At 33.2% G+C, this 22178-nt stretch carries 25 protein-coding genes; 11 read left to right on the forward strand and 14 right to left on the reverse strand.

Features of this window, described 5'->3' with window-relative positions; all coding sequences use genetic code 11:
• Nucleotides 1–102: 102 nt before the first annotated feature.
• From JC2156_RS08225 to JC2156_RS08240, 4 genes are all read right to left on the reverse strand, one after another.
• Nucleotides 103–1218, reverse strand: a complete 1116-nt coding sequence (locus JC2156_RS08225; protein WP_006846182.1) for an oxidoreductase — start codon at nucleotides 1216–1218, stop codon at nucleotides 103–105.
• A 68-nt stretch (nucleotides 1219–1286) separates the two neighbouring features.
• A complete protein-coding gene (locus JC2156_RS08230) occupies nucleotides 1287–1649 on the reverse strand; it encodes a DUF2255 family protein (protein WP_006846183.1) in 363 nt (120 codons plus the stop codon).
• A 5-nt stretch (nucleotides 1650–1654) separates the two neighbouring features.
• Entirely contained in the window at nucleotides 1655–2047 is a 393-nt protein-coding gene (locus JC2156_RS08235; RefSeq protein WP_006846184.1) for a MerR family transcriptional regulator, read from the reverse strand.
• Between the two features lie 128 nt (nucleotides 2048–2175).
• A complete protein-coding gene (locus tag JC2156_RS08240; protein ID WP_006846185.1) occupies nucleotides 2176–3066 on the reverse strand; it encodes a LysR family transcriptional regulator in 891 nt (296 codons plus the stop codon).
• 106 nt (nucleotides 3067–3172) lie between these two features.
• Here JC2156_RS08240 and JC2156_RS08245 point away from each other — a divergent pair, with 106 nt between their 5' ends.
• Together JC2156_RS08245 and JC2156_RS08250 are read left to right on the forward strand one after the other, a co-directional pair.
• Nucleotides 3173–4132, forward strand: a complete 960-nt coding sequence (locus JC2156_RS08245; RefSeq protein WP_006846186.1) for an NmrA family NAD(P)-binding protein — start codon at nucleotides 3173–3175, stop codon at nucleotides 4130–4132.
• 260 nt (nucleotides 4133–4392) lie between these two features.
• On the forward strand, nucleotides 4393–5052 hold the full coding sequence (locus JC2156_RS08250) for an MgtC/SapB family protein (RefSeq protein WP_006846187.1): 660 nt from the start codon (nucleotides 4393–4395) through the stop codon (nucleotides 5050–5052).
• Between the two features lie 77 nt (nucleotides 5053–5129).
• Here JC2156_RS08250 and JC2156_RS08255 read toward each other — a convergent pair whose 3' ends face one another.
• From JC2156_RS08255 to JC2156_RS08265, 3 genes are all read right to left on the reverse strand, one after another.
• Complete coding sequence (locus JC2156_RS08255; protein ID WP_006846188.1) at nucleotides 5130–6137, reverse strand: NADP-dependent oxidoreductase; 1008 nt, start codon at nucleotides 6135–6137, stop codon at nucleotides 5130–5132.
• Between the two features lie 2 nt (nucleotides 6138–6139).
• Complete coding sequence (locus tag JC2156_RS08260; protein WP_006846189.1) at nucleotides 6140–6730, reverse strand: TetR/AcrR family transcriptional regulator; 591 nt, start codon at nucleotides 6728–6730, stop codon at nucleotides 6140–6142.
• A 187-nt stretch (nucleotides 6731–6917) separates the two neighbouring features.
• Entirely contained in the window at nucleotides 6918–8240 is a 1323-nt protein-coding gene (locus tag JC2156_RS08265) for a replication-associated recombination protein A (RefSeq protein ID WP_006846190.1), read from the reverse strand.
• Between the two features lie 90 nt (nucleotides 8241–8330).
• On the opposite strand from JC2156_RS08265, the gene JC2156_RS08270 reads away from it, so the two are divergent.
• Together JC2156_RS08270 and JC2156_RS08275 are read left to right on the forward strand one after the other, a co-directional pair.
• On the forward strand, nucleotides 8331–8717 hold the full coding sequence (locus tag JC2156_RS08270) for a MerR family transcriptional regulator (RefSeq protein WP_006846191.1): 387 nt from the start codon (nucleotides 8331–8333) through the stop codon (nucleotides 8715–8717).
• Nucleotides 8718–8804: 87 nt separating this feature from the next.
• The gene (locus JC2156_RS08275; protein ID WP_006846192.1) at nucleotides 8805–9152 is read left to right on the forward strand and encodes a hypothetical protein; all 348 of its coding nucleotides are present in this window, start codon (nucleotides 8805–8807) and stop codon (nucleotides 9150–9152) included.
• A gap of 41 nt (nucleotides 9153–9193) precedes the next feature.
• Here the strand turns inward: JC2156_RS08275 and JC2156_RS08280 are convergent, their stop codons facing one another.
• Nucleotides 9194–11842 (reverse strand): adhesive domain-containing protein, encoded by a 2649-nt coding sequence (locus JC2156_RS08280; RefSeq protein WP_006846193.1) that lies wholly within the window; start codon nucleotides 11840–11842, stop codon nucleotides 9194–9196.
• Between the two features lie 263 nt (nucleotides 11843–12105).
• A complete protein-coding gene (locus tag JC2156_RS08285; protein WP_006846194.1) occupies nucleotides 12106–12861 on the reverse strand; it encodes an ankyrin repeat domain-containing protein in 756 nt (251 codons plus the stop codon).
• 144 nt (nucleotides 12862–13005) lie between these two features.
• On the opposite strand from JC2156_RS08285, the gene JC2156_RS08290 reads away from it, so the two are divergent.
• Nucleotides 13006–13902: a linear amide C-N hydrolase gene (locus JC2156_RS08290; protein ID WP_006846195.1), complete on the forward strand. Its 897-nt coding sequence runs from the start codon at nucleotides 13006–13008 to the stop codon at nucleotides 13900–13902.
• Between the two features lie 165 nt (nucleotides 13903–14067).
• Nucleotides 14068–14235, forward strand: coding sequence for a hypothetical protein (locus tag JC2156_RS09025; RefSeq protein ID WP_006846196.1), 168 nt, complete (start codon nucleotides 14068–14070; stop codon nucleotides 14233–14235).
• A 118-nt stretch (nucleotides 14236–14353) separates the two neighbouring features.
• Here the strand turns inward: JC2156_RS09025 and JC2156_RS08295 are convergent, their stop codons facing one another.
• The 3 genes from JC2156_RS08295 to JC2156_RS08305 all read right to left on the reverse strand — a co-directional run bounded on the left by JC2156_RS08295 (nucleotide 14354) and on the right by JC2156_RS08305 (nucleotide 15555).
• Nucleotides 14354–14761: a cupin domain-containing protein gene (locus JC2156_RS08295; RefSeq protein WP_006846197.1), complete on the reverse strand. Its 408-nt coding sequence runs from the start codon at nucleotides 14759–14761 to the stop codon at nucleotides 14354–14356.
• Nucleotide 14762: 1 nt separating this feature from the next.
• The gene (locus JC2156_RS08300) at nucleotides 14763–15089 is read right to left on the reverse strand and encodes a carboxymuconolactone decarboxylase family protein (RefSeq protein ID WP_006846198.1); all 327 of its coding nucleotides are present in this window, start codon (nucleotides 15087–15089) and stop codon (nucleotides 14763–14765) included.
• Between the two features lie 82 nt (nucleotides 15090–15171).
• Nucleotides 15172–15555 (reverse strand): DUF2255 family protein, encoded by a 384-nt coding sequence (locus JC2156_RS08305; RefSeq protein WP_006846199.1) that lies wholly within the window; start codon nucleotides 15553–15555, stop codon nucleotides 15172–15174.
• 102 nt (nucleotides 15556–15657) lie between these two features.
• On the opposite strand from JC2156_RS08305, the gene JC2156_RS08310 reads away from it, so the two are divergent.
• From JC2156_RS08310 to lepB, 5 genes are all read left to right on the forward strand, one after another.
• Nucleotides 15658–16536, forward strand: coding sequence for a LysR family transcriptional regulator (locus JC2156_RS08310; RefSeq protein ID WP_006846200.1), 879 nt, complete (start codon nucleotides 15658–15660; stop codon nucleotides 16534–16536).
• Nucleotides 16537–16634: 98 nt separating this feature from the next.
• A complete protein-coding gene (locus tag JC2156_RS08315) occupies nucleotides 16635–17465 on the forward strand; it encodes a glycosyltransferase family 8 protein (protein ID WP_006846201.1) in 831 nt (276 codons plus the stop codon).
• Nucleotides 17466–17698: 233 nt separating this feature from the next.
• Entirely contained in the window at nucleotides 17699–18370 is a 672-nt protein-coding gene (locus tag JC2156_RS08320; RefSeq protein ID WP_006846202.1) for a potassium channel family protein, read from the forward strand.
• Between the two features lie 336 nt (nucleotides 18371–18706).
• Nucleotides 18707–20056, forward strand: coding sequence for an amino acid permease (locus tag JC2156_RS08325; RefSeq protein ID WP_006846203.1), 1350 nt, complete (start codon nucleotides 18707–18709; stop codon nucleotides 20054–20056).
• A gap of 137 nt (nucleotides 20057–20193) precedes the next feature.
• On the forward strand, nucleotides 20194–20820 hold the full coding sequence (gene lepB / locus JC2156_RS08330; RefSeq protein WP_006846204.1) for a signal peptidase I: 627 nt from the start codon (nucleotides 20194–20196) through the stop codon (nucleotides 20818–20820).
• Between the two features lie 90 nt (nucleotides 20821–20910).
• Here lepB and JC2156_RS08335 read toward each other — a convergent pair whose 3' ends face one another.
• Together JC2156_RS08335 and rnpA are read right to left on the reverse strand one after the other, a co-directional pair.
• The gene (locus tag JC2156_RS08335) at nucleotides 20911–21762 is read right to left on the reverse strand and encodes a YidC/Oxa1 family membrane protein insertase (protein WP_006846205.1); all 852 of its coding nucleotides are present in this window, start codon (nucleotides 21760–21762) and stop codon (nucleotides 20911–20913) included.
• Between the two features lie 14 nt (nucleotides 21763–21776).
• Nucleotides 21777–22151: a ribonuclease P protein component gene (rnpA, locus tag JC2156_RS08340; RefSeq protein WP_006846206.1), complete on the reverse strand. Its 375-nt coding sequence runs from the start codon at nucleotides 22149–22151 to the stop codon at nucleotides 21777–21779.
• Between the last annotated feature and the right edge of the window lie 27 nt (nucleotides 22152–22178).

Here is a 22178-nt window from a genome sequence, read left to right on the forward strand (position 1 = left end):
CACTTAAAAATAAATACATTAGTCTTTTTGATTTGATTATTACAATTTTTAATTTTGTACAACAAAAAAAGAGCTTTAAATTTAAAGCTCTTTTTAATTTAATTATTCATCTTTGGCAAACCGAACAAAATCCTTTAATCCACCCTCTAGCCACATTCTAACTGCAGGTTCAGGAATATTTAAATCATCATAATCAGCCGGAGATAAGATATAGCGCACGGCACTTTCTTCATGCCGCTCATGTTTTTCAACCCATTTAGGATCAACCATCAGCTGAATACCCATAGCAACAATATCAGCGCCTGCATCCATGGCCTTTTCAGCTTGCGCAGCATTTCGAACTCCACCAACCGTAATCAATGCAACATCATCATTCAAAGCTTCATTAAACATAGTTACTAAAGGCGTTTTTATATCTTGATCTACAAAAGGCGTTCCAACTGCTTCAAATTGAGACAAATGAATATAATCAAGCTTTCCACCTTGACTGATAGTTTTAGCTAATTCTATTGAATCATTATAATGATATCCACCCTCAAAGGTTTCTTCTGGGCTCATTCGATATCCAATAATAAAATGATTCGTTGCCATCTCAGATACAATTTCAGATATTTTATCGATTAATTCTAAAATAAATCTGTATTTATCTCCCCATTTATCCTGACGTTTATTTGATTGACGTGAGAAAAATTGTTGCGGTAAAAATTTATTCGCCCCATGAATTTCAATCCCATCAAATCCGGCCTCAATTGCTCTTCTTACGGCCTGAACATAAGATTCTATTACTTGCTCAACTTCTTCACTTGTTAACGCTCTTGGTAACTCACCTCCATTGGGATCTGCAATTGGAGAAGGACCAACGGGTTGTTTTCCGTTTAATAAATTATGATTAGTTAGACGACCAGAATGATGTAACTGTAAAACTGCTTTTGATCCACCATTTTTTATACCAGTTGCAATCCTTGATAATCCTTTAATCAGACTATCATCAGCAATACTTATTTGTCCTGGAAATCCTTTACCTAATTCCTCTATATAGGCTGCTTCAACAATTATCATCCCTGGTCCACCAGCTCGAGTTGCGTAATATTTAATTTCATCCTTAGAAACATGCCCATCATAAAAAGATGAATCCAAAGTTGTCGGTGCCATAGCGATTCGATTTCTAAGATTTGCACCATGCTTTAAAGTAATCGGGTTTAAGAATTTATATGTCATAATTATGTTCCTCTTTTTATTTAATATTTACATTAAATACCCTCGCCCTAACTATAAGGCAAATTTTTTTAATTTATGGGAATCATTTTCACAGTCGCTGCTGAAACAGCTTCACTTGTCATTAAGTCTAAATAGGAATTATATTTTTGTCTAAATGCTTTATCCACATTTATTTTTGTTTTAATGTCTGTTGGGAACTCCAAAATAACATCTTTTTCAACACTACCAATAACTATATGTGCTTTTTTAGCTACCAATGCTGCTTGGTACCATTTACTGGTTACCCCGCTGGCACCTCTAGCATAGAAACTTCCATTTGATGACACACCCCAAATGTATGTTGGTTTATGCATCTTTCCTTCAGCATTTGGAATTGAAATAAATAACGAATCTTCTTGATCAATCGCATCTAATTCTTCTTGAGTCCACATAATTTCTAATTCTCCATTTCTTCATTCATTAAATTTTTTTCAATTTTAATCATATGCGAGTCATAGTTATCTATTTTAAATTGTATATGTTCACGTGTCTGTTTTAATTCAGAGATTTTTTCATCTAACTCGTCTTTAGTTTCTTCCAATAAATTAATTCTACCTTTAATTGATGAATCACCTTGTGAAACAAGTTTTGTATAATCAATTATTTTTTCAACATGTACGCCAGCATGCCTTAAATCCCGCGCAAAGTTAAGCCATTGTATTTCCAAATCGCCAAAAACTCTATTTCCATTTTTATCTCTCGGAATTGGAGGAATTACACCTAATCGTTCATAGTATCGAATAGAATTTGGCGTTAGGCCTGAAATATTTGCTACTTCTTTAATATTCATAATTACCTCTCTTTTATACAACATATAACACCTTTGCCCTGACTATAAGGCAAGTAATTTTATTTAAATATGTTTCATACTAAATTAATAAAAAAAGCTAACTAATGTTTAGCTAGCTTTAATTCCGATTAATCATACTCATTTAAAATAACTTCTTTCATTAAATGAATTAAATCATGAAGAAATAATCGATCATCAGACTTCAAATAAGCAAGGCCATAGGTTATTTTCACTTCACTCTCAAGTGGAACGCTAGCAATTTCCAGATCATTTTGATCAATTACAAAACCAGGAAGAATCCCAATTCCTTGTTGACCTTTAACCATTGTGACTAAGGTGTTTGCCGTCTCAGCTACATTGAATTTACGTTTTGGGCCTAAGTCTTTCAATGTCATTTGTACCTGATCAATTGCTGGTGGGGATTGACGAGGATTGAAATAAATAATATCACTATTTATCAAATCATCAATTGTTAAAATCGACCTTTTTGCCAGACGATCAGTTATCGGCAATAATACTTTGAAATTTGATTCTAAAATCGGTTCAAAAGCAATATTTTTATTGATTCCAACATTATCATCCGTTGTTAACAGTAAATCGAAACGTTTGCTTAATAAATCATCCACACTACTATTTAAATTAAAATTATGAAGAGCCAGATTAACATTATCTAAATCGGTGGCCATCCTTTTTAGTAGTTTTGGCAAAAACATTTTTTCGAACGGAGTATTTGTATATCCCAAAGTAATATTATCAAAAAAATCCTGTTGCTTAACTTGCGTGACTGTTTGCTCAATTCGCAACATAATATCACTAATATTGTAATAAAAAAATTCACCTTCTGCCGTTAGTGAGACTATTCCTTTGTTTCTGTTAAATAATTTTTTAGTCAATTCTAATTCTAGTTGCTGAATATTTTTAGTAATAGATGGTTGGGTCATATGCATTTTTTGCGCTGTTTCTGAGAAATTCAGGGTTTCTGCCACATTGATAAATACATTGATTTGTGTAAAATTCATATTCGTCATTCCAATCAGTTATAGGTTATAACAAGGAGTAATTTATTAAATCGAGTTCATTGTGATATTATTAACTTATAAATTAAAAATAAAAGAGGTTATTATTATGCGTTATATCGTTACTGGTGCCGATGGAAAATTAGCCGGTCGTGTTGCCGAAATTATGTTGAAAAACGTTAGTGGTGATCAACTTACTTTCACTTGTTATGACATGAACCGTCTTCCTGCTGATAAATTGAAACGTTGGCAAGATGCTGGTGTTCGCGTTGTTGAAGCTGATTATAATGATAAAGAATCATTAGTAAAAGCTTTTGCTGATGGAGATCGACTCTTCTTAATCTCTGGATTAGATGTTGGTAAGCGTGTTCAACAACACAAAAATGCAATTGATGCAGCAATTGAAAATGGCGTTCAACATATCACATATACTTCATTCGTTGGAGCTACGGATCCAGCTTATGAACATGTCTTTGTAACTCCAGACCATACTGCTACTGAAGAATACCTTGAATCTACTGGGATTCAATATGCCGCCCTTCGAAACAATCTCTATCTTGAAACATTCATGACAATGCGCGCCATGCTTGCATTTATGTCTGATGGACGTTGGGTTACAACTGCCGGTGAAGGTAAAGCAACCCTAGTTCATAAGGATGATTGTGCCGCTGCCGCTGCCGCTGCTCTTCTTGGTAAAGGTGGAGACCGTAAAGTATTTAACATCGTTGGTTCACAAGCAATTTCAGTTCGTGAGCTTTGCGAAATCATCGCTAAACGCTCTGGTGTAGATCTTGAATATGTTCCCGCAACCCAAGAAGAATATTATTCATATCTTGAGAAATTAAATATTCCTCATGACATGAGTGGTGACTTTTCAAAATCTCCTGCTCCATTCAGCGCTAATGATGTTGTAGATAACGATCAAGCTGTTGGTGATGGTTTGTTTAATGTCGAATCTAATGATATCGAATTTTTAACAGGTAACAAGCCTAAAACTGCCATGGATATTGCCGCTAATTTTGACTATATCTGGCGTGATAACATTACCAACTGGCGACAAATGAAGTAATTCAATTAACCTTTAATGCTCATCAATTTAAAATTGATGGGCATTTTTAATTACAATATATTTTAACTATATTCCAAGTAATTTAAAACATCAAATTAAGTTAATCAACCAAATATTATTAAAGTTATGATCACTCATATCTTACTTTTATATCAAATATAAAATTTTTTTAATGATTCACGTGAAACATTAAAAGCTTTATTTTCTATTTATTAAAAATTACTGCTATACTTATTTTTAATATAAAAAAGGAGTGTTTTATGGAATTTAATTTTATCATTAAACTATTATTATCTGTCGTTTTAGGTATAGCTATTGGCTTAGAGCGTCAAACTCGCTTTAAATCAGCTGGGGTTAGAACCCACGCTCTAGTTTCCTTGGGTGGAGCCTTAGTGATGATTATTTCGAAATATGGATTTATGGATCTTTTAAATCTAAATAACATCGCTTTAGACCCATCACGAATTGCTGCTCAAGTTGTTAGTGGAATTGGATTTTTAGGGGCTGGACTAATCATTGTTAAAGGTGATAAGTTTCTCAGTGTCTCTGGTTTGACTACAGCCGCTGGTGTCTGGGTTACTTCTGGAATTGGAATGGCTGTTGGTGCAGATATGTATATCTTAGCAATTAGTGGTACTGTTATTATTATTATCTTGCAATTGATTTTATATAAATTTAAAGATTTTAATCTTCATACTATCTACCATGTTCGTATGACCAGCTCTATCGATGATGAACAGGTCAATGAATATCTAAGCCAAATTAGATCAAATAAATTCAACCCAGTTATTGATGCAATCAAATTGGAGCACAAACAAATTAGTACTGAATTAACGGTGGTTCTATCAAATACTGATGATTTGATTGATCTAAAACAATCAATGCCAAATAACATTTTTATCGAAATTACTGGTGAATAATTCAGTTATTTATATCAAAATAAAAAAACGTTAATCTTTAAATAATTAAGGGTTAACGTTTTTTAGTTATTAGATATTTATTTTTCAAAACTTATGACAACTTTACCAGAAGTCCCACCGGCAGCTACTAATTGAAGAGCTTCTTGTGCTTGATCTAACGAAAAGACCCGTTCATCAATTGCAGGTACAATTTGACGATCTTCTATAATTTTTGTAATTGTCTTTAATTGTTGACCACTAGAGCGAACAAAAATAAAACGATATTCGACTCCATACTGCTTAGCTAATTTATCAAGCTTAGATCCCACCAAACTAAATAATATTTGCTTCCATTTAGAAAGATCGTGTTCCACAGCAAACTTTTTATTAGGTCCTCCAACCAGGCTTAATATCTTTCCACCTTTTTTCATAATTTTCATTTCACGTTCAATTTCTTTAACACCCAAAGTATCAATAACGTAATCAATTTCAGAAAGTATTTCCCAATAGTTTTCCTTCCTAAAATCTAAATACTGATCAGCTCCTAAATTCATAATGTGATTACGAGCTGCTTCATTCCCTGACACTATTACTTTTAATCCCATTGATTTTGCTAAAGGAACTGCAATTTGACCAAAACTACCTGAGCCTCCTGGAATAAAAATAGTTTTTCCTGATTCGACTTTCAGCTCCTCATTCAAGGCTTGATATGCTGTCAATCCTGTTAGTGGAACTGCTACCGCCTGTTTCGCTGACAGATTACTTGGCGTATGCCAAATTGCATCTTCAGCAATAGAAACATATTCACTAAATGCTCCAATTTTATTTAGTGGTAAACGACTATAAACTTGATCCCCAACCGCAAAATTTTTAACTTCAGATCCTACTTCAACGATTTTTCCGACAACTTCATTCCCAAGTGTTAAAGGCATCCGATAATTTTGAATTAACTTTACACTACCATTAATATTCATGATATCCAAAGGATTAACTGCTGCATATAAAGGAGCGATCATAACCTCATCTGGTTGTAAGCTAGGGCGATCAATTTCATTAATTTCAACTTTTATTTCTGAACTATTTTTCTTTATTTGTGCCGCTTTCATATTTAATCCTCTATAGTTTTCCATGGCAATGTATCAATAATATCTTCAACGATCTTAGTTAATATTTCTGATTTTGTGTCTAATTTGATTGATACGCGAATTCCGATTAATGCTAATTGCAATCGATTAGCTAATGTTTCAAGTGAAATAGATGGCATTAATTCATAAGTAGCCTTTTTTAAAATTTTCAATATTAAGTTTGTCTCTTGTTGCATATAATCATTAATAATTGCATTAACATCTGGATCAACCTGTGCTAACTCAGTTGCTGAATTAACGATTAAACATCCTTTTGGTTGTTGTTCATCATGGGTTTTTAGAAAAAATGAAAACACTTCATTTAATTTAGTTCTTAGATCCTTTGAATCAGTTACCACATCAATAAATTGTTCTTCTAGATATTGGTGATAATACTCCAAGACACGCAAGAAAAGACTGTGTTTATCACCAAATGTAGCATAGATACTTCCTCGATTAATCTGCATCACATCTACTAATTCTTGCATCGATGTATTAGTATAACCTTGCTCCCAGAATAAGTTCATAGCTTTTGTTAGCACATCATATTGATTAAATTCTTTTACTCGACTCATCATGTCCTCTTTCTGGAATGTTCGTTCAATTATAAATCAGACTCTCTAAATCGTCAATTTTTAATGCCTCATAATTTATATTATTTCATTTAACCGTTTAAAAATACACCTATAAACATGCTTAAACGCTTGTTAAAAGATGTATAAGATTTGATATTAAATAAATATTATTCTTTTAATATGACTTTTATTTATCGTGTTGGTTATGCCAGTCTTTTATTTGAATTAATCTATCTTTAAAACGTCCTTCTCTTCCCTTATTTGTAGGAATATAGTATTCATGACCTTCTAAAGAATCTGGCATAGTTTTCATAGTTGTTAATTTATCTTTAGCATAGTGTGCTAATTCGTAACCTTTACCATATCCTAAATCCTTCATAAATTTAGTTGGCGCATTTCTGATTTGTAATGGAACTGGTTCGTTTTTAGTTTGTTTAACATCTTTTGTTGCGGATAAACGGGCCTTATAAACTGCATTTGACTTTGGTGCCAATGATAAATAAGTAACTGCTTCAACTAAATGAACATCACACTCTGGCATCCCAATAAATTGACAAGCTTGAAAAACATTTACAGCAATGTTCAACGCATTAGTATCTGCTAAACCAATGTCCTCGCTTGCAAATCTCAATAAGCGCCTCGCGATATAGATTGGATCCTCACCACCTTCAAGCATTCTTGATAACCAGTATATTGCAGCATCAACATCACTATTACGCATTGATTTATGTAGGGCTGAAATAATATTATAATGTTCTTCCCCATTTTTATCATAAAGTACAAACTTTTTAGTAATTAATTGGCTTAAATTGTCCATGCTAATAGTAATAACGTTTTCATTTTTATCACCATTCAGCACTGCCATCTCTAACGTATTTAAGGCCATCCTAGCATCACCATCAGAAAAATTAGCAATTGTTCTCATTTCATCTTCGCCAATTTTAATTACCTGTTCCCCATAACCATTGGGGTTAACAACTGCATTTTTAATTAGTACTACAATATCCTCTTGTTGTAACTCTTTCAGAATAAATACTTTACAACGTGATAGTAAGGCTGAATTGATTTCAAAAGATGGATTTTCCGTTGTTGCTCCAATTAAGGTAATGCTACCACGTTCAACATATGGTAGAAAAGCATCTTGCTGAGCCTTATTGAATCTATGAATTTCATCCACAAAAATCATGGTTTTTTGTCCTATTTCTCGATCTAATTCAGCCTGTTTCATAATCTTTTTAATATTGCTAATGCTACTATCTACTGCACTAAATCTCAAAAAATTAGATTGTGTTTTTAGAGCTATAATTTCAGCTAATGTTGTTTTTCCAACTCCTGGTGGGCCCCAGAATATCATTGATGAAACCTGATCATTTTCGATGATTTCACGTAAAATTTTATCAGTCCCTAACAAATGACCTTGACCCACAAAATCGTCCAGGTTACGTGGGCGAACTCTATTGGCCAAAGGCATATTTTCAAATTGATTAGCAAAAAGCGACCCTTGTTGCATGAATAAAATACCTCCTTTAGATAAAATCGTTATATACTAAATGATATTCTGTAACGTATGGTTACAGTCAAATGAGAGGACTTTATTAATATGTTAAAAATCAGTGAAATGGCCAAATTAGCTAACACTACCCGCCGCACCCTCATTTTTTATGACCAAATCAATATTTTCAAACCTGCACAAATTAGCAACGCTGGATACCGTTATTATGATTATAATCAACTATATGATCTTTTATTTATTTTAGGACTTCGTAGTTTAAACATATCTCTTGATGAAATAAAATTAATTAGGTCAGATTCACCAGCATCTACCACCTCTCAATTATTAAATACCCAAATAAAAATAGACGATAAGATTACCGAACTTTTACGCATTAAAAAAGTTATTCGTAATAGAATTAACATTAAAAATTCAATTAATGTGAATGAATTATATCAGCCCTTAATAGCTACTAGAGTCACCCATGTATTTTGATGTTCTCGTCAATCCGTTGACTGTACTGAAGAAGAAGTTGCCCAACTATTTTCAGAATTCTACAAGCAACTTGATTATTTAACAGTTATGGATACTAAACATTTGGGATTATTAACTAATCTATCGCTTGATAATCCCACTGGATACATGGATGCTTCATTTCTAATTCTCAAAGAATCATCTAATGATGATAATAAAGTTTTGATGCCATTAATAGAAAAAGAAGCTGGTCAATATGCTAGCATTTTAGTAGAAAATACTACTGATGGTATTAATCTAGGTTTAAATAAATTAAAGCTATTCTGTCAAAATAAAAAAATTCAAACTGACGATCATTTATGGCAAATTAATTCAGATGATACTTTGATTGAAAATGGGGCTTCTAAATATGGTTGGCTAGAATTTCGTACTATTAGCAATACAGAAAAAAATTAAATAAAAAATAGGACTATAAATTTATAGTCCTACTTTATTAATTATTTACGCTTTTTTTCTAATAAATATAATAGTGATAGCATACTAGTTAATACAATTGAAACTACTACACCCATCGTCAACTTATTATTTGCTTCTGTCTGTGGTAAGTTTACACCTTGCATAACTTTATCTAGATCTGCCCCCGTTTTGGCGTTATTAATTCGATTAGTATAGTCTTGCTTCTGGTCCTTATCAAGATTATTCAARTCRTTTATCTCTTCAATCGCATTCTTCTTGTCGTCAGCTAGCTTATCTGCCGCTGCCTTCTCATCTGCAGCYTTCGCTGCATCTACGATCTTTGTGATTTCATCGGCTGCCTTAGCCCCATTTACTTGATCTATATAGTCTTGCTTCTGGTCCTTATCAAGATTATTCAAGTCGTTTATCTCTTCAATCGCATTCTTCTTGTCGTCAGCTAGCTTATCTGCCGCTGCCTTCTCATCTGCAGCCTTCGCTGCATCTACGATCTTTGTGATTTCATCGGCTGTCTTAGCCCCATTTACTTGATCTATATAGTCTTGCTTCTGGTCCTTATCAAGATTATTCAAGTCGTTTATCTCTTCAATCGCATTCTTCTTGTCGTCAGCTAGCTTATCTGCCGCTGCCTTCTCATCTGCAGCCTTCGCTGCATCTACGATCTTTGTGATTTCATCGGCTGTCTTAGCCCCATTTACTTGATCTATATAGTCTTGCTTCTGGTCCTTATCAAGATTATTCAAGTCGTTTATCTCTTCAATCGCATTCTTCTTGTCGTCAGCTAGCTTATCTGCCGCTGCCTTCTCATCTGCAGCCTTCGCTGCATCTACGATCTTTGTGATTTCATCGGCTGTCTTAGCCCCATTTACTTGATCTATATAGTCTTGCTTCTGGTCCTTATCAAGATTATTCAAGTCGTTTATCTCTTCAATCGCATTCTTCTTGTCGTCAGCTAGCTTATCTGCCGCTGCCTTCTCATCTGCAGCCTTCGCTGCATCTACGATCTTTGTGATTTCATCGGCTGTCTTAGCCCCATTTACTTGATCTATATAGTCTTGCTTCTGGTCCTTATCAAGATTATTCAAGTCGTTTATCTCTTCAATCGCATTCTTCTTGTCGTCAGCTAGCTTATCTGCCGCTGCCTTCTCATCTGCAGCCTTCGCTGCATCTACGATCTTTGTGATTTCATCCGCTGTCTTGGCACTATTAACTTGATCGATATATCCTTGCTTTGTCTCGTCATCCAAGTTTGGCAATGCCGTAATCTTTTCTATCGCGTCTTTCTTTTCTGCTGTTAAGTCATCGACTTCTTGGTCGGCATTTCGCGCCTTTTCTAGAATATCGTTTACTTCACCTACTGTTTTGGCTCCATTTACTTGATCAACATATCCTTGCTTTTCTTCTGCAGTAAGATTATTCATATCATTAATTTCTGTTACTGCATTTGTTTTCGCGTCATCCAAGATCTTCTTATCTGCAGCTGTCGCTGCGTCCACGATCCCTGTAATTTCATCCGCTGTCTTGGCACTATTAACTTGATCGATATATCCTTGCTTTGTTTCGTCATCCAAGTTTGGCAACGCTGTGATCTTTTCTATCGCATCTTGCTTTTCTGATGTTAAGTCATCGACTTGTTCTTTTCCAATAAAGACATTACTTGATCCTGAACTATTTGTGAAAAGATCAACCGTAATAAAATTTGGATTCGCCATCGTTCCAACGAACTTTTCAGTATTCACCTTACCATTATCCAAATTATCAGCTGTTTTAATTGTTACTGGCATCACCACAGTAGTGGATCCAAATAATGATATATTAGCTATTTGATTAAATAAATCACCACCAGACTTCAAACCAGTCTTTGAAACTTCTAAGGCATCTATTGCTAATTTCTTCGGTACAGCTAAGGCCGTATTAGCCAAGCCGGAACTAAGTCCTCCAGTAAATGTCGTATTATTAACAGCCGTCTCCAACTGACTCAATGCAGTTACTAAATTATTAGCAATAATTTCACTACTACCGGTCCCAATATCAGCTGATAAATATGTTCCATTATCTTGAATTGAGGTATTATAACTACCCGTTGTGGAATTCAAAGCTGTTTCAACTGCATCTAAAGCATTATTAACACCAGTCAAATCAGCATGTACTCCTGGATACAATCCTTGTAATCGATTAACTTCATTTACCAATGTATGAATTAAATCCAAATTTGTTTTTAACAAAGCAAATTTATCCAGAGGGACAGTTATATTAGTTGTAACTTGAGCTGGCCCATTGGCAACAACTTTCCCTTGTAATTCAGTAGGAATCCCCAAAACCGCATATTTTTTATTATCACCTAATAGTGAAACATCAACGGCACTTCCCCCGCTGATTGTGAAATTAACATTATTATCTTGTGAGGGATCCAACCCACTTTGCGCACTCGTTCCGCTATTATTACTTGTATTAATATCAGAAAACAATTCACCATGGACAACTGCAGCCTCAATAGAATGACTAATATTATTATTAAAGCCCAAAATATCATTAATTGGACCTACTGCCCCACTAGATCCAATGATCGCTCCTATCATTAAAGAAGCTACCCACATTTTTTTAGATTTATATAGTTTTTTTCTAGTAATCCGATTTTCACCTACTACTAAATTTTCGAGAGTCTTTTTCATAATTTATTTACCTCCAAGTTAGGAACATCCGTTAGTTGTATAGTCATTTATTTATAGATGTGAAAGCTTTTAGTATCAATTAATCCGAGATTTACCTATATTTTAACATATAAATTAAATTTTTTTAATCTTATTTAAATCCACAAGCAATACTTTTTTAATAAAACATCATATATCCTTATCAAACCGGCTTTTTATCCTTTTTTGTTTATTGTAAATAAAAAACGAAATGAAAATAAATATTTTCATTTCGTCATAATTTTTTAATGAAATTTATTTAAAATATTCAAAATCTCAATACTGTTTTTTTGCATTGCATAATCTGCTGCAGTCCGCCCTGAATTATCCGTAATTGACTGGTCTGCACCATGCTGTAATAATATGCGTGTAATATCTTGATATATTTGATTATTTTCTCGAAGCCCCACAACCTCAATTAAAGCAGTATATCCAAAATTATTTTGATAATTTATATTTTCTTGTCCATAATCTAAAAGTAATTTAACGTTATCAATATGTCCCTTTTCTGCTGCCGGAATTAAAGCATTGCCACCATAACGATTATGCTTACTTAAATCTGGTTGCGAATTTTTTAACATCTCTCGTAAAATTTCCGTTCTTCCCTCAGCCCCAGCATATAAATAGGGACTGTCTTTCATATCATTTTGAAGGTTAATATCAGCACCTTTATTAATTAATACTTTAGCAATTTGGACATCATTATTATGAACAGCTAAATTTAATGGGGTATTTCGGTTGGAATCTAATTCATCAATTTTATAATATGGTGTATTCACAATTAAATTAACTTTTTTTAAATTATGTTGATTCACAGCTAAGATTAAATCTCCTGTTCTATACTCATTTCTTTGACGACTTGATTTATTATCAATTTTAGAAACTTTAGTTGAACTTTCATTATCCTTACTAATTGTCACTTCTTTTAACTGAAAAAAAGTATATATTACGCCACTTAATAAAAAAACACCTAAAACCACTAAAAACACCTTTTTATTCATATTATGTATCCCTTGTTATTTAATTTATTACGTATACAAAAGATATTTAATTTTTTTCATTAATATCAATTCAAAAAAATTAAATCCATCTTTATGTTAGCAATGAGTATAATATTAATTATAAAGATATGGGGAGGATTTAAAATGTGCACTAGTATCAAAATGCAGGCTAAAGACGGTAGTTTAATCTTTGCTCGGACAATGGACTGGCATCCATTCAATCCCCAAGTTTTAACCATTCCCAAAAAATATCAATGGGTTAGTACTACTGACACTAGCAAAATTTTAATAAATAAATTTAAAGTCATGGGCGTTGGACATGATATTCCTAATATTCATGTTGATATTTCAGATGGCATTAATGAACACGGATTAGCTGTCCAAAAGTTAACTTCTAATCAACAATTTAATAATGATAAAAATATTTTTAAAAATGACCGAATTTATCTAGCTCCTTTTGAAGTAGTTACTTGGATCTTAGGTAACTGTACATCAGTAAATGATGTTATAGATAAAATAAAGAACATTCAAGTCATTCCTGATATAGATAAAGATCACGCTATTCTAGGTCAAAACCTTCACTACGCCTTAACTGATCCAACTGGAAAATTAATTAATCTTGAAACAATAGGCGCTCAGTTAAGAGTTGTCAAAAATCCAATTGGCGTTGTGACAAATTCACCCAATTTGCAACGAGAAATAGCTAAATTAGATCAATTTTTGGATTTTTCAAAACCTGCAACTCATTTAAATGCCATAGCCAGTGATGATTTTAATGGAAAACATACCATGCCTGGCGGATTTAATCCTTCCGCACGTTTTATTCGGGCCACTATTTTAAAAGAACACGCAATTACTCCTGAAAATCGTGATGAAAATATTATTGAAACATGGCATATTTTAGACAGTGTTAACGTCCCAAAAAGTCATAATCGTTCTGATACATACACGATTTATCAAAGTGCGGTTGATCTAACTTCTCACCGTCTTTATTTTCAAAAATATGATGATTTATCTATTTCAATTTATGACTTTAACTAAATAATAAGCATCTAATCAATAAGATAATATTTTTGTCAGTTATAATTAACATTTTCTACTTAAAAAATAATCCAGACGGATCAATAAAATTCATCAGAGAGGCTAACTTGATTTCTAATTAATGATAAAATTATGCAAGAACATTTATATAAAGAGGATCACTATATGGCAGAACATACTAAAGCATTTTATAAAGCACATAAGAATGACCCTAAATGGGCCCCAGAATATAAAAAATTTCGTCAAAAGCAGATGGACACTTTTGCTTCACGTCTTCTCGTCTCTTTAGTCGTATTGGACTTGATTTTAGCTGTAATAAGCATCATTAAGTAAAAAGAATTAATTAATTTTGAAAGCATCGACATCAATGTTGATGCTTTTTATATGAAAAAAACCGTAAGCATTGAACTGCTTACGGCATTATCATCTTATTAAGACTTAATTTAAATAACTAAACTAATGTATCATAAATTTCATCACTAACTGGTTCCAGCCATTCTGGTGTTCCAGTAGTAATCGCAATATGTTCAAACCAGCTATCTTTTTTAGCACCGTGCCAATGCTTAATTCCATCAGCTGTAACAATTCGATCACCCTTCTTCAAAGATACTGCCGGCTTACCTTCTTCTTGATACCAACCTTCACCAGCCGTTACCAATAAAATTTGATATCCATCATGATGAATATGCCAATTATTTCGTGAACTTGGTTCAAATGCAACGACACCAACACCTAAGTCCCCTGTGGGAGCTTGAATTAAGTTAGTTAAAAATGTGTCCCCAACAAAATATTCCCCATACGGATTTGGTTGTCCAGCTTCAAAAATAGTTCCATCTTTAATTTCATTATTTTTAATCATCTTATTTTTCCTCCTGATAAACTTCTTGAGCAACCTTAAAAGCTGACCACGCTTTAGGCCATCCAACATAAAATGCCAATTGTGTAATTACTTCAGAAATTTCATCTTTTGTAATTCCATTTGCTTTTCCTTTTTGCATATGAAAACTCAATTGTTCAAAGGCTCCCGTTGAAATTAAAGCTGTAATAGTAATTAAACTTCGATCTCGCCCAGCAAATTGTTCTTCACGTGACCATACTTGACCAAATAGAACATCATCATTTAATTCGGCAAATTTAGGCGCAAATTCACCTAAAGCATCATGTCCCGCAGTTACTTTTTCACTCATTTTTATTCCTCCATTACTTTTTCTATTCATTAGAATTAATTTAGCTCATTATCTATAATAAATAAACTTTTTTGTATCTAAATTAATCCACTAACTTAACGCGAAAAGTTGCATTTTGTGGTCCTTTTGCAATCATTGGCAAAAGATAACGACTATCCGCATATTTTAAACGATAACCTTCATCGATTTTATGGATTAATTTTTTATTTTGTTCTATTGCAATGTATTCAAATTCAGCTTGATATTTTTCCCCGCCAATTTGTACAATACCTTCTTTTTGTTGACGTGCAGATTTAAACCATCTGGAGTTTTCTCCATTCCAAGCTCGAATATAAAGGTTATCATCTGCCACTACAAACCAAATCCACGTTAATTTACCAGTCGTTTTACCGTCTTCATAATACGGAGCAACATGTAAATCATCAAGTTGCATAAATTTATCAACCTGTTGTTGCGTTAATGCCATAAAGCTAACCTCCCTCGCTCTATTTTTAGTCTAACGCATTCATATAATCATTACCAATGATTAGTTTTTATAGTAAACTATTCCTAGAGGTTATAATCAATTATGGAAATTAGAGTCCTGAAATATTTTTTAGAAGTAGCCAATTTAGGTACTATAACTGCTGCAGCAAATAAATTAAATATAACGCAACCTGCGCTTTCAAAACAAATTAAGGTCCTAGAAAATGATTTAGGCGTTAAATTACTTGATCGTGAAAAAAAGCCTTTACGTCTTACTAATGAAGGAATTTATTTAGCTAAACAAGCTGAAACTATTTTAAACTTAACCGAAAAAACAATTTTAAATATAAAGAGTAATGATGTCATTACCGGAGAAATTACTATTGGGGCCGCTGAGACTCCGTTGTTTTCAATTATAATTGCGGCTATAAATACCATGCAGAATGTATATCCCAACGTTACCATTAATCTAGTCTCAGGAAGTTTAAATGATTTACTAGATAGATTAAATCATGGATTACTTGATTTTCTATTTGCGCTCGATTTTAATGTAAAAGGTCAATATGATTTTATTGATTTACCTCAAAAAATTAGGCGGGGAGCTTATTTGAATCTAGATCATCCAGAATCAAATCAAATTAGTATGCCCCCTAATAAATTATTACAATATCCATTAATTATTTCCAGAAATCCAATCTGGAAAGATTATCTAGGAGCACTTACTAATAAAACGATCAATGAACTAAACATTAAAATGACCTTTAATTTGATCGGTAATGCTATTCTATACCCTAAATTAAATTCTAATGTTATGCTAATTGGCATTGAAGGATTAATTGAAAGCCCCGAAATAAAATTTATCCCCCTTGATGAAAAAACTACATCAACTGGAACTATCATTTGGAATCACACACCCTTTTTATCTGCATTACATGAAGAATTTATATATTATTTAAACCGACAAATTGATGATTTAAAATAATGTTTATTCTTTACAATGTTTCACATGAAACATTTATCTCAACACTACTATCCCTAATTTTAAAATAAATATATCTTTCATATTAAAGGAGCTTATTCATGCCTGAAAGCATTAATTTACTCGTAACACTTGATGAAAATTATCTACCCCATCTAAAAGTAATGTTGTTTTCATTACATCAAAATAATTTAGAACAACTTTTTGATCTATGGCTCCTGCACGAAAAGATTCCTGATCAAAAATTAATTGAACTAGAAATACTACTTAAAAAATTAAATATCAACCTACATTCCATTAAAATTACAGATCAACTCTTTGCAAACGCGCCAACTGTTGAACGTTATCCTCGAGAGATGTATTTTCGTCTTGCCTGTGGTATTTTGTTACCAGATAATGTTAAACGTGTCATTTATCTGGATCCTGATATCCTAGTAATTAATTCCATCAAGCCGCTATGGGAACTAGATCTAGAAGGAAATGTTTTTGCTGCTTCGGTCCACGCAGGTTTAACTAATATTTCAAAAGGCATCAATAATATTCGTTTACAAACAACTAACAATTATTTTAATTCTGGGGTCCTTTTGATTGATGTTGCTAAAGCTCGTGAAGTCGTTAAATTAGATGATATTTATCGCACCATTCAAAAATATGGTGACTATCTATTACTTCCAGATCAAGATGTAATGAATCATCTTTATAGTCATGTAACACTCGAAATTAGTGAAGAAATATGGAATTATGATACTCGTCGCTCTAATATCTATTTCACACGTAATATCAAAAACTTCAATATGCAATGGGTTGCTCAAAATACGGTTATTTTACATTTTTGTGGCAAGCCAAAGCCATGGACCGGGAAAAATAATACCCGTTTTGGTTTAATTTATTCTCATTACCAACAACTTCTCAATCAACTTGAATTAAATTAATAAGCTAAAAATAACGATCAACGGTTATTTTTCCTCCAAATGCTTTATACGCATTTTTCTTGAAAATAATTTATTAATTTAAAATAAACAATGATTACGTTTAACCTAAATTAGACTTATTTAATGATCTTTATCCGACTTATAAGCTTTAAAACATAACCCTCTCTTTATAATTTAAAAATTAATCAGTATAATAAGCATAAATACATTCAAGAAGGTGGAGATAAACAAAAATGGCAGAGACATACGCAGTGGTCGGACTGGGACGTTTTGGTAGTTCATTATTAGAATCACTAATCAGCGATGGTCAAGAAGTCTTAGCAATCGATAATAATACTGAAATGATTCAAAATTATATGGGATTAGCTACGCATGCTGTTATTGCTGATGCTCAGGATGAAGAATCTCTCCGTGAATTAGACTTAGCTTCTTTTGATCATGTTATTGTAGCCATTGGTCATAATCAACAAGCTTCAATTTTAGCAACCATTATTTTAAAAGATATTGGATGTAAGCATGTTATTGCTAAAGCAGAAAATAATCTACATGCCCGCGTCCTTAATAAGGTTGGTGCTGATGAGGTAGTTCGTCCTGAACATGAAATGGCTCAACAAGTAGCCAATCGCTTAGTATCACCTAACTTATTGAATTACATTTCTTTGAGCGATGATTATTCAATTGGGGAAATTAAAATCACTAATTTTTCATTCATTAATCAATCCTTAGCTGATTTAGATATTCGATCTAAGTATGGATTAAATGTCATTGCAGTTAAAGCCCATGATCAACTATCAGTTTCACCCGAAGCCGATTATGTCTTAAATATTGGTGATGTTTTAACGGTTATTGGAACCAGTGAAGACGTTCAAAAATTCGATCGATTAGTTTCTGGAATCAAACAATAATTTTAATCACCCCCGGCATTACTTGACGCTTCTAAATAGGATCGCTATAATAATCTAATTAATATCAATCTTATGAAGAAATTATTAAAGATATCAGCGTATTGTTTTAGCGAACTTGTGGGTGGTGTAAACAAGTACATACCGATATTTAAGGAAAATAATGGAGTAAGATTGTAACAAGTAAATCAATTAAGTTGCTTAAATCAAGTCTATTGATTTAAGAAATAGGGTGGAACCGCGTTTTTAAGATTGATCCAATAACGTCCCTATGTCAAAAATATTTTTGGCAAAGGGTTTTTTTTATGCCCCTTTGTTTCATATGAAAAAGGAGTAAATATGTCTGAACAACGTGAATTAACACGAGCACTTTCAGCTCGTCATGTCCAAATGATCGCTCTAGGTGGGTCAATTGGGACAGGCCTTTTTTTAGGATCAGGAACTGCAATCCATTCAGCTGGACCGGCCCTAATTCTAGCTTACCTAGTTACCGGAATTTTTGCCTTTTTAATGATGCGTGCCGTCGGTGAACTTCTTTTATCAAATTTAAAAATTCGTTCATTTATTGATTTTGCAAAAATATATCTTGGAACAAAATGGGAATTTGCTATTGGTTGGGCCTATTGGTTAGCTTGGGCTAGCTTAGCTATGGCCGACCTTACCGCCACTGGTATTTATATACGTTACTGGCTACCCAATGTCCCGCAATGGTTAACGCCACTTATTGTAGTCTTAGTGGCACTCAATTTAACAACCGTCAAACTATTCGGTGAAATGGAGGCTCTGTTTGCATCAATTAAAATCATTGCAATCTTAGCTTTGATTGCAAGTGGTTTAATCATGATTATGACTGGTTTTCATCAAGGTAACAATGTGGCTTCTTTTCAAAATTTAATTAGCCATGGTGGTTTCTTCCCAAAAGGCCTTAAAGGTTTTATTCTAGCTTTCCCAATGGTTATCTTCTCTTTTACCGGCATTGAAATGATTGGTTTAACCGCTGGTGAAACAAAAAATCCTAAAATTGATATTCCTCGTGCGATTAATGCTGTCCCTATTAGAATTGCACTTTTCTATATCGGTGCCATTACTATTATCATGGCAATTTTTCCATGGAATCAAATTACAACAACTCAATCCCCATTTGTGCAAGTTTTTGCCCGCTCTGGGATTAATTTTGCTGCTGGAATTATTAATTTTGTCGTTTTAACCGCCGCACTATCAGCCGCTAATTCAGCCATTTTTTCAACATCACGAACCCTCTACGTATTAGCAAAAAATCGTTTAGCCCCTCATTCTTTAGCACACTTATCAAAAAACAATGTACCGATTACCGGAATGCTTGCTTCAGCCATTATTTTCCTAATTGTCGTTTTACTTAATTATTTTTTCCCCAGTCAGGCTTTTAATTTGATTACTGGTGTTGCTAATACTTCATTCATCTTTGTTTGGATACTTATTTTAATCACTCATTTGAAATATCGTAAGACAAACGCTCAATTAAATTCTTTCAAGATGCCTTGGTTTCCATATACAGACTACCTCACGATTATTTTTTACATATTTATTCTAATAATTTTAATTATTAATCCTTCAACTACATTATCAGTGATACTAACTTTTGTTTTCTTTGCTATCATGCTCGGTGGATATCAAATCTTAGAACGTCGAAATAATAATTCGAGCTTTTAATTTATAAACTATGCTTTTAAACTTTCTTTTTATTAATTATTTATAATATTTACTAGCCTATCTGATTGCTTAGTTCTATCAAGCCCATAAATTGTGCTACAATAACAAAAAACAGTTAAGAAATGGGGAGTTTATTCATGAAAACTTTTAAATCGATTATAACATCATGGGTTTTACCAATTTTAATCGGTTTGGCATTGGCCTTAATCATCCGGCAATTTTGGTTTACGATTGTTCGTGTTGATGGGACTTCAATGGAACCTAACTTAGTTAATAATGAACGGGTCCTAGTTTTACGCCCATCAGAAATTAAACGTGGTAGTGTCGTAGTTTTCAATGCTCAAGGCGTTGATCCAGCTGTCCAAAATAAACTTGATTATGTTAAACGTGTTGTTGGATTACCTGGAGACACGGTTTCTGCTAAAGATGGTAATCTCTATGTTAATGATAAAAAAGTTGATCAATCTTACCTTCCCAAATCTGAACGTGAAGCAACAAATAGTGTAAACAATGTAGGAAATTGGGATAATTTATCTGAATTAGGTCAACATATGAACTGGGTTAAAGATAGTCAAACAATTACTGTTCCAAAAGGAAAATATTTTGTTCTAGGTGACCATCGTTCAGTTTCAAATGATTCTCGTTATTGGGGATTTGTTCCCAAAGATAAAATGTTTGGAGTCGTTAAAGTTGGTTTCTGGACCAAGACTGACCCAAAAGATGCAATTAACCAACAATATTTACATTTCTTTGATACCAAATAAATCAAAAAAACGCATCGTTTAGGAATTAATCCTAAAACGATGCGTTTTTTATTAAAATTAGCAAAAGCATCAATATTACTTAAGCATGAATTAGTTGCGTTTCTTTGACCGCTTAGCTTTATTAATTGCTCGTTCGCGGTCCTTAATAGCTTTCTTCTTAGCTTCACGTTCGCGACGAATCTTGAATGGATTTTGAATTGTCCAAGTTTGGATCGCTTGGAATGCATTTGAAACAACCCAATAAAGAGACAAAGCTGATGGAACGTTAATCGCAAATAAGAAAATCATAACTGGCATGGCATATGTCATTGTCGATGTCATTGAATTTCTCTCAGGCTGACCCAACATCACCAAATATGATGATACAAAGGTAAATACGGCTGCCAACAAAGGAATAATATAAGTTGGATCATGTTGTCCCAATTGGACCCATAAGAAGGTTCCAGTTTGTAATTCTTTTGTATTGAAAATAGCCTGATACAATGCAATCAAAATTGGCATTTGAACAATTAATGGGATTAATGAAGTAAAGGGACTAACACCCGCTTCTTTGTACAAAGCTGTGGTTTCCGCTTGCATTTTCTGCATTTGATCCGTATCACGTTTATTAGGGTACTTTTCTTGTAACTTCTTAATGGCTGGTGCAATTTCTTGCATCTTAACCATTGAACTAGTTTGGTGTACCATCAAAGGTAAAATCAAGATTCGAATTAATAATGTAAAAATAATAATTCCAAATCCATAACTATTTCCAAACCAACTTGATACACCCATAATTGAACGAGCAAAGTTACCAATAATGGTACCCTTCCAGAATCCATGACCAATTGCTGGACCTTGGTACATCAATGCAGCTATTACCATAATGATAAGGGCAACTAATGCTGCAAGTACTGACTTTTTATAATTCATTAAAAAAGATTTGATTTTTGACAAATTCATCTTGTTCTCCATTATTAATCTTTAGTATCGGTTTCAGCAACAGGCACTTCTGTAAATAGATCTGCTAATTTAAACACATGGACAATATTATGCTTAATTACATCCATTGGTTGATCATGCGCAGATGGTCGAGCAATCACTAAGATATCAACATCAGTTTTTAATTGGGGTTTTAATTCCAAAACACTTTGACGAATTCGGCGTTTAACCCAAACTCTTTCATGACCACGTAAACCAACTTTTTTTGAAATCGAAATTCCTAGTCGCAAATGTTTTTGAGCTGGCTTTTCCATAACATAGACAATAAACATCTTATTAGCAACTGAATTATGCTGTTCAAAGACGGCTTGAAAGTCCTTTTCTGTTTTAACGCGAAAACTCTTGCGCATGTTGTTCTCCTTAATTTCAAAATGATT

Source organism: Weissella koreensis KCTC 3621 (assembly GCF_000277645.1).

Excerpts from the sequence above, each read along its gene's own strand:
- JC2156_RS08225 (WP_006846182.1), bottom strand. The coding sequence starts at position 1,218 with ATGACATATAAATTCTTAAACCCGATTACTTTAAAGCATGGTGCAAAT.
- JC2156_RS08230 (WP_006846183.1), bottom strand. The coding sequence starts at position 1,649 with ATGTGGACTCAAGAAGAATTAGATGCGATTGATCAAGAAGATTCGTTA.
- JC2156_RS08235 (WP_006846184.1), bottom strand. The coding sequence starts at position 2,047 with ATGAATATTAAAGAAGTAGCAAATATTTCAGGCCTAACGCCAAATTCT.
- JC2156_RS08240 (WP_006846185.1), bottom strand. The coding sequence starts at position 3,066 with ATGAATTTTACACAAATCAATGTATTTATCAATGTGGCAGAAACCCTG.
- JC2156_RS08245 (WP_006846186.1), top strand. The coding sequence starts at position 3,173 with ATGCGTTATATCGTTACTGGTGCCGATGGAAAATTAGCCGGTCGTGTT.
- JC2156_RS08250 (WP_006846187.1), top strand. The coding sequence starts at position 4,393 with ATGGAATTTAATTTTATCATTAAACTATTATTATCTGTCGTTTTAGGT.
- JC2156_RS08255 (WP_006846188.1), bottom strand. The coding sequence starts at position 6,137 with ATGAAAGCGGCACAAATAAAGAAAAATAGTTCAGAAATAAAAGTTGAA.
- JC2156_RS08260 (WP_006846189.1), bottom strand. The coding sequence starts at position 6,730 with ATGAGTCGAGTAAAAGAATTTAATCAATATGATGTGCTAACAAAAGCT.
- JC2156_RS08265 (WP_006846190.1), bottom strand. The coding sequence starts at position 8,240 with ATGCAACAAGGGTCGCTTTTTGCTAATCAATTTGAAAATATGCCTTTG.
- JC2156_RS08270 (WP_006846191.1), top strand. The coding sequence starts at position 8,331 with ATGTTAAAAATCAGTGAAATGGCCAAATTAGCTAACACTACCCGCCGC.
- JC2156_RS08275 (WP_006846192.1), top strand. The coding sequence starts at position 8,805 with ATGGATACTAAACATTTGGGATTATTAACTAATCTATCGCTTGATAAT.
- JC2156_RS08285 (WP_006846194.1), bottom strand. The coding sequence starts at position 12,861 with ATGAATAAAAAGGTGTTTTTAGTGGTTTTAGGTGTTTTTTTATTAAGT.
- JC2156_RS08290 (WP_006846195.1), top strand. The coding sequence starts at position 13,006 with ATGTGCACTAGTATCAAAATGCAGGCTAAAGACGGTAGTTTAATCTTT.
- JC2156_RS09025 (WP_006846196.1), top strand. The coding sequence starts at position 14,068 with ATGGCAGAACATACTAAAGCATTTTATAAAGCACATAAGAATGACCCT.
- JC2156_RS08295 (WP_006846197.1), bottom strand. The coding sequence starts at position 14,761 with ATGATTAAAAATAATGAAATTAAAGATGGAACTATTTTTGAAGCTGGA.
- JC2156_RS08300 (WP_006846198.1), bottom strand. The coding sequence starts at position 15,089 with ATGAGTGAAAAAGTAACTGCGGGACATGATGCTTTAGGTGAATTTGCG.
- JC2156_RS08305 (WP_006846199.1), bottom strand. The coding sequence starts at position 15,555 with ATGGCATTAACGCAACAACAGGTTGATAAATTTATGCAACTTGATGAT.
- JC2156_RS08310 (WP_006846200.1), top strand. The coding sequence starts at position 15,658 with ATGGAAATTAGAGTCCTGAAATATTTTTTAGAAGTAGCCAATTTAGGT.
- JC2156_RS08315 (WP_006846201.1), top strand. The coding sequence starts at position 16,635 with ATGCCTGAAAGCATTAATTTACTCGTAACACTTGATGAAAATTATCTA.
- JC2156_RS08320 (WP_006846202.1), top strand. The coding sequence starts at position 17,699 with ATGGCAGAGACATACGCAGTGGTCGGACTGGGACGTTTTGGTAGTTCA.
- JC2156_RS08325 (WP_006846203.1), top strand. The coding sequence starts at position 18,707 with ATGTCTGAACAACGTGAATTAACACGAGCACTTTCAGCTCGTCATGTC.
- lepB (WP_006846204.1), top strand. The coding sequence starts at position 20,194 with ATGAAAACTTTTAAATCGATTATAACATCATGGGTTTTACCAATTTTA.
- JC2156_RS08335 (WP_006846205.1), bottom strand. The coding sequence starts at position 21,762 with ATGAATTTGTCAAAAATCAAATCTTTTTTAATGAATTATAAAAAGTCA.
- rnpA (WP_006846206.1), bottom strand. The coding sequence starts at position 22,151 with ATGCGCAAGAGTTTTCGCGTTAAAACAGAAAAGGACTTTCAAGCCGTC.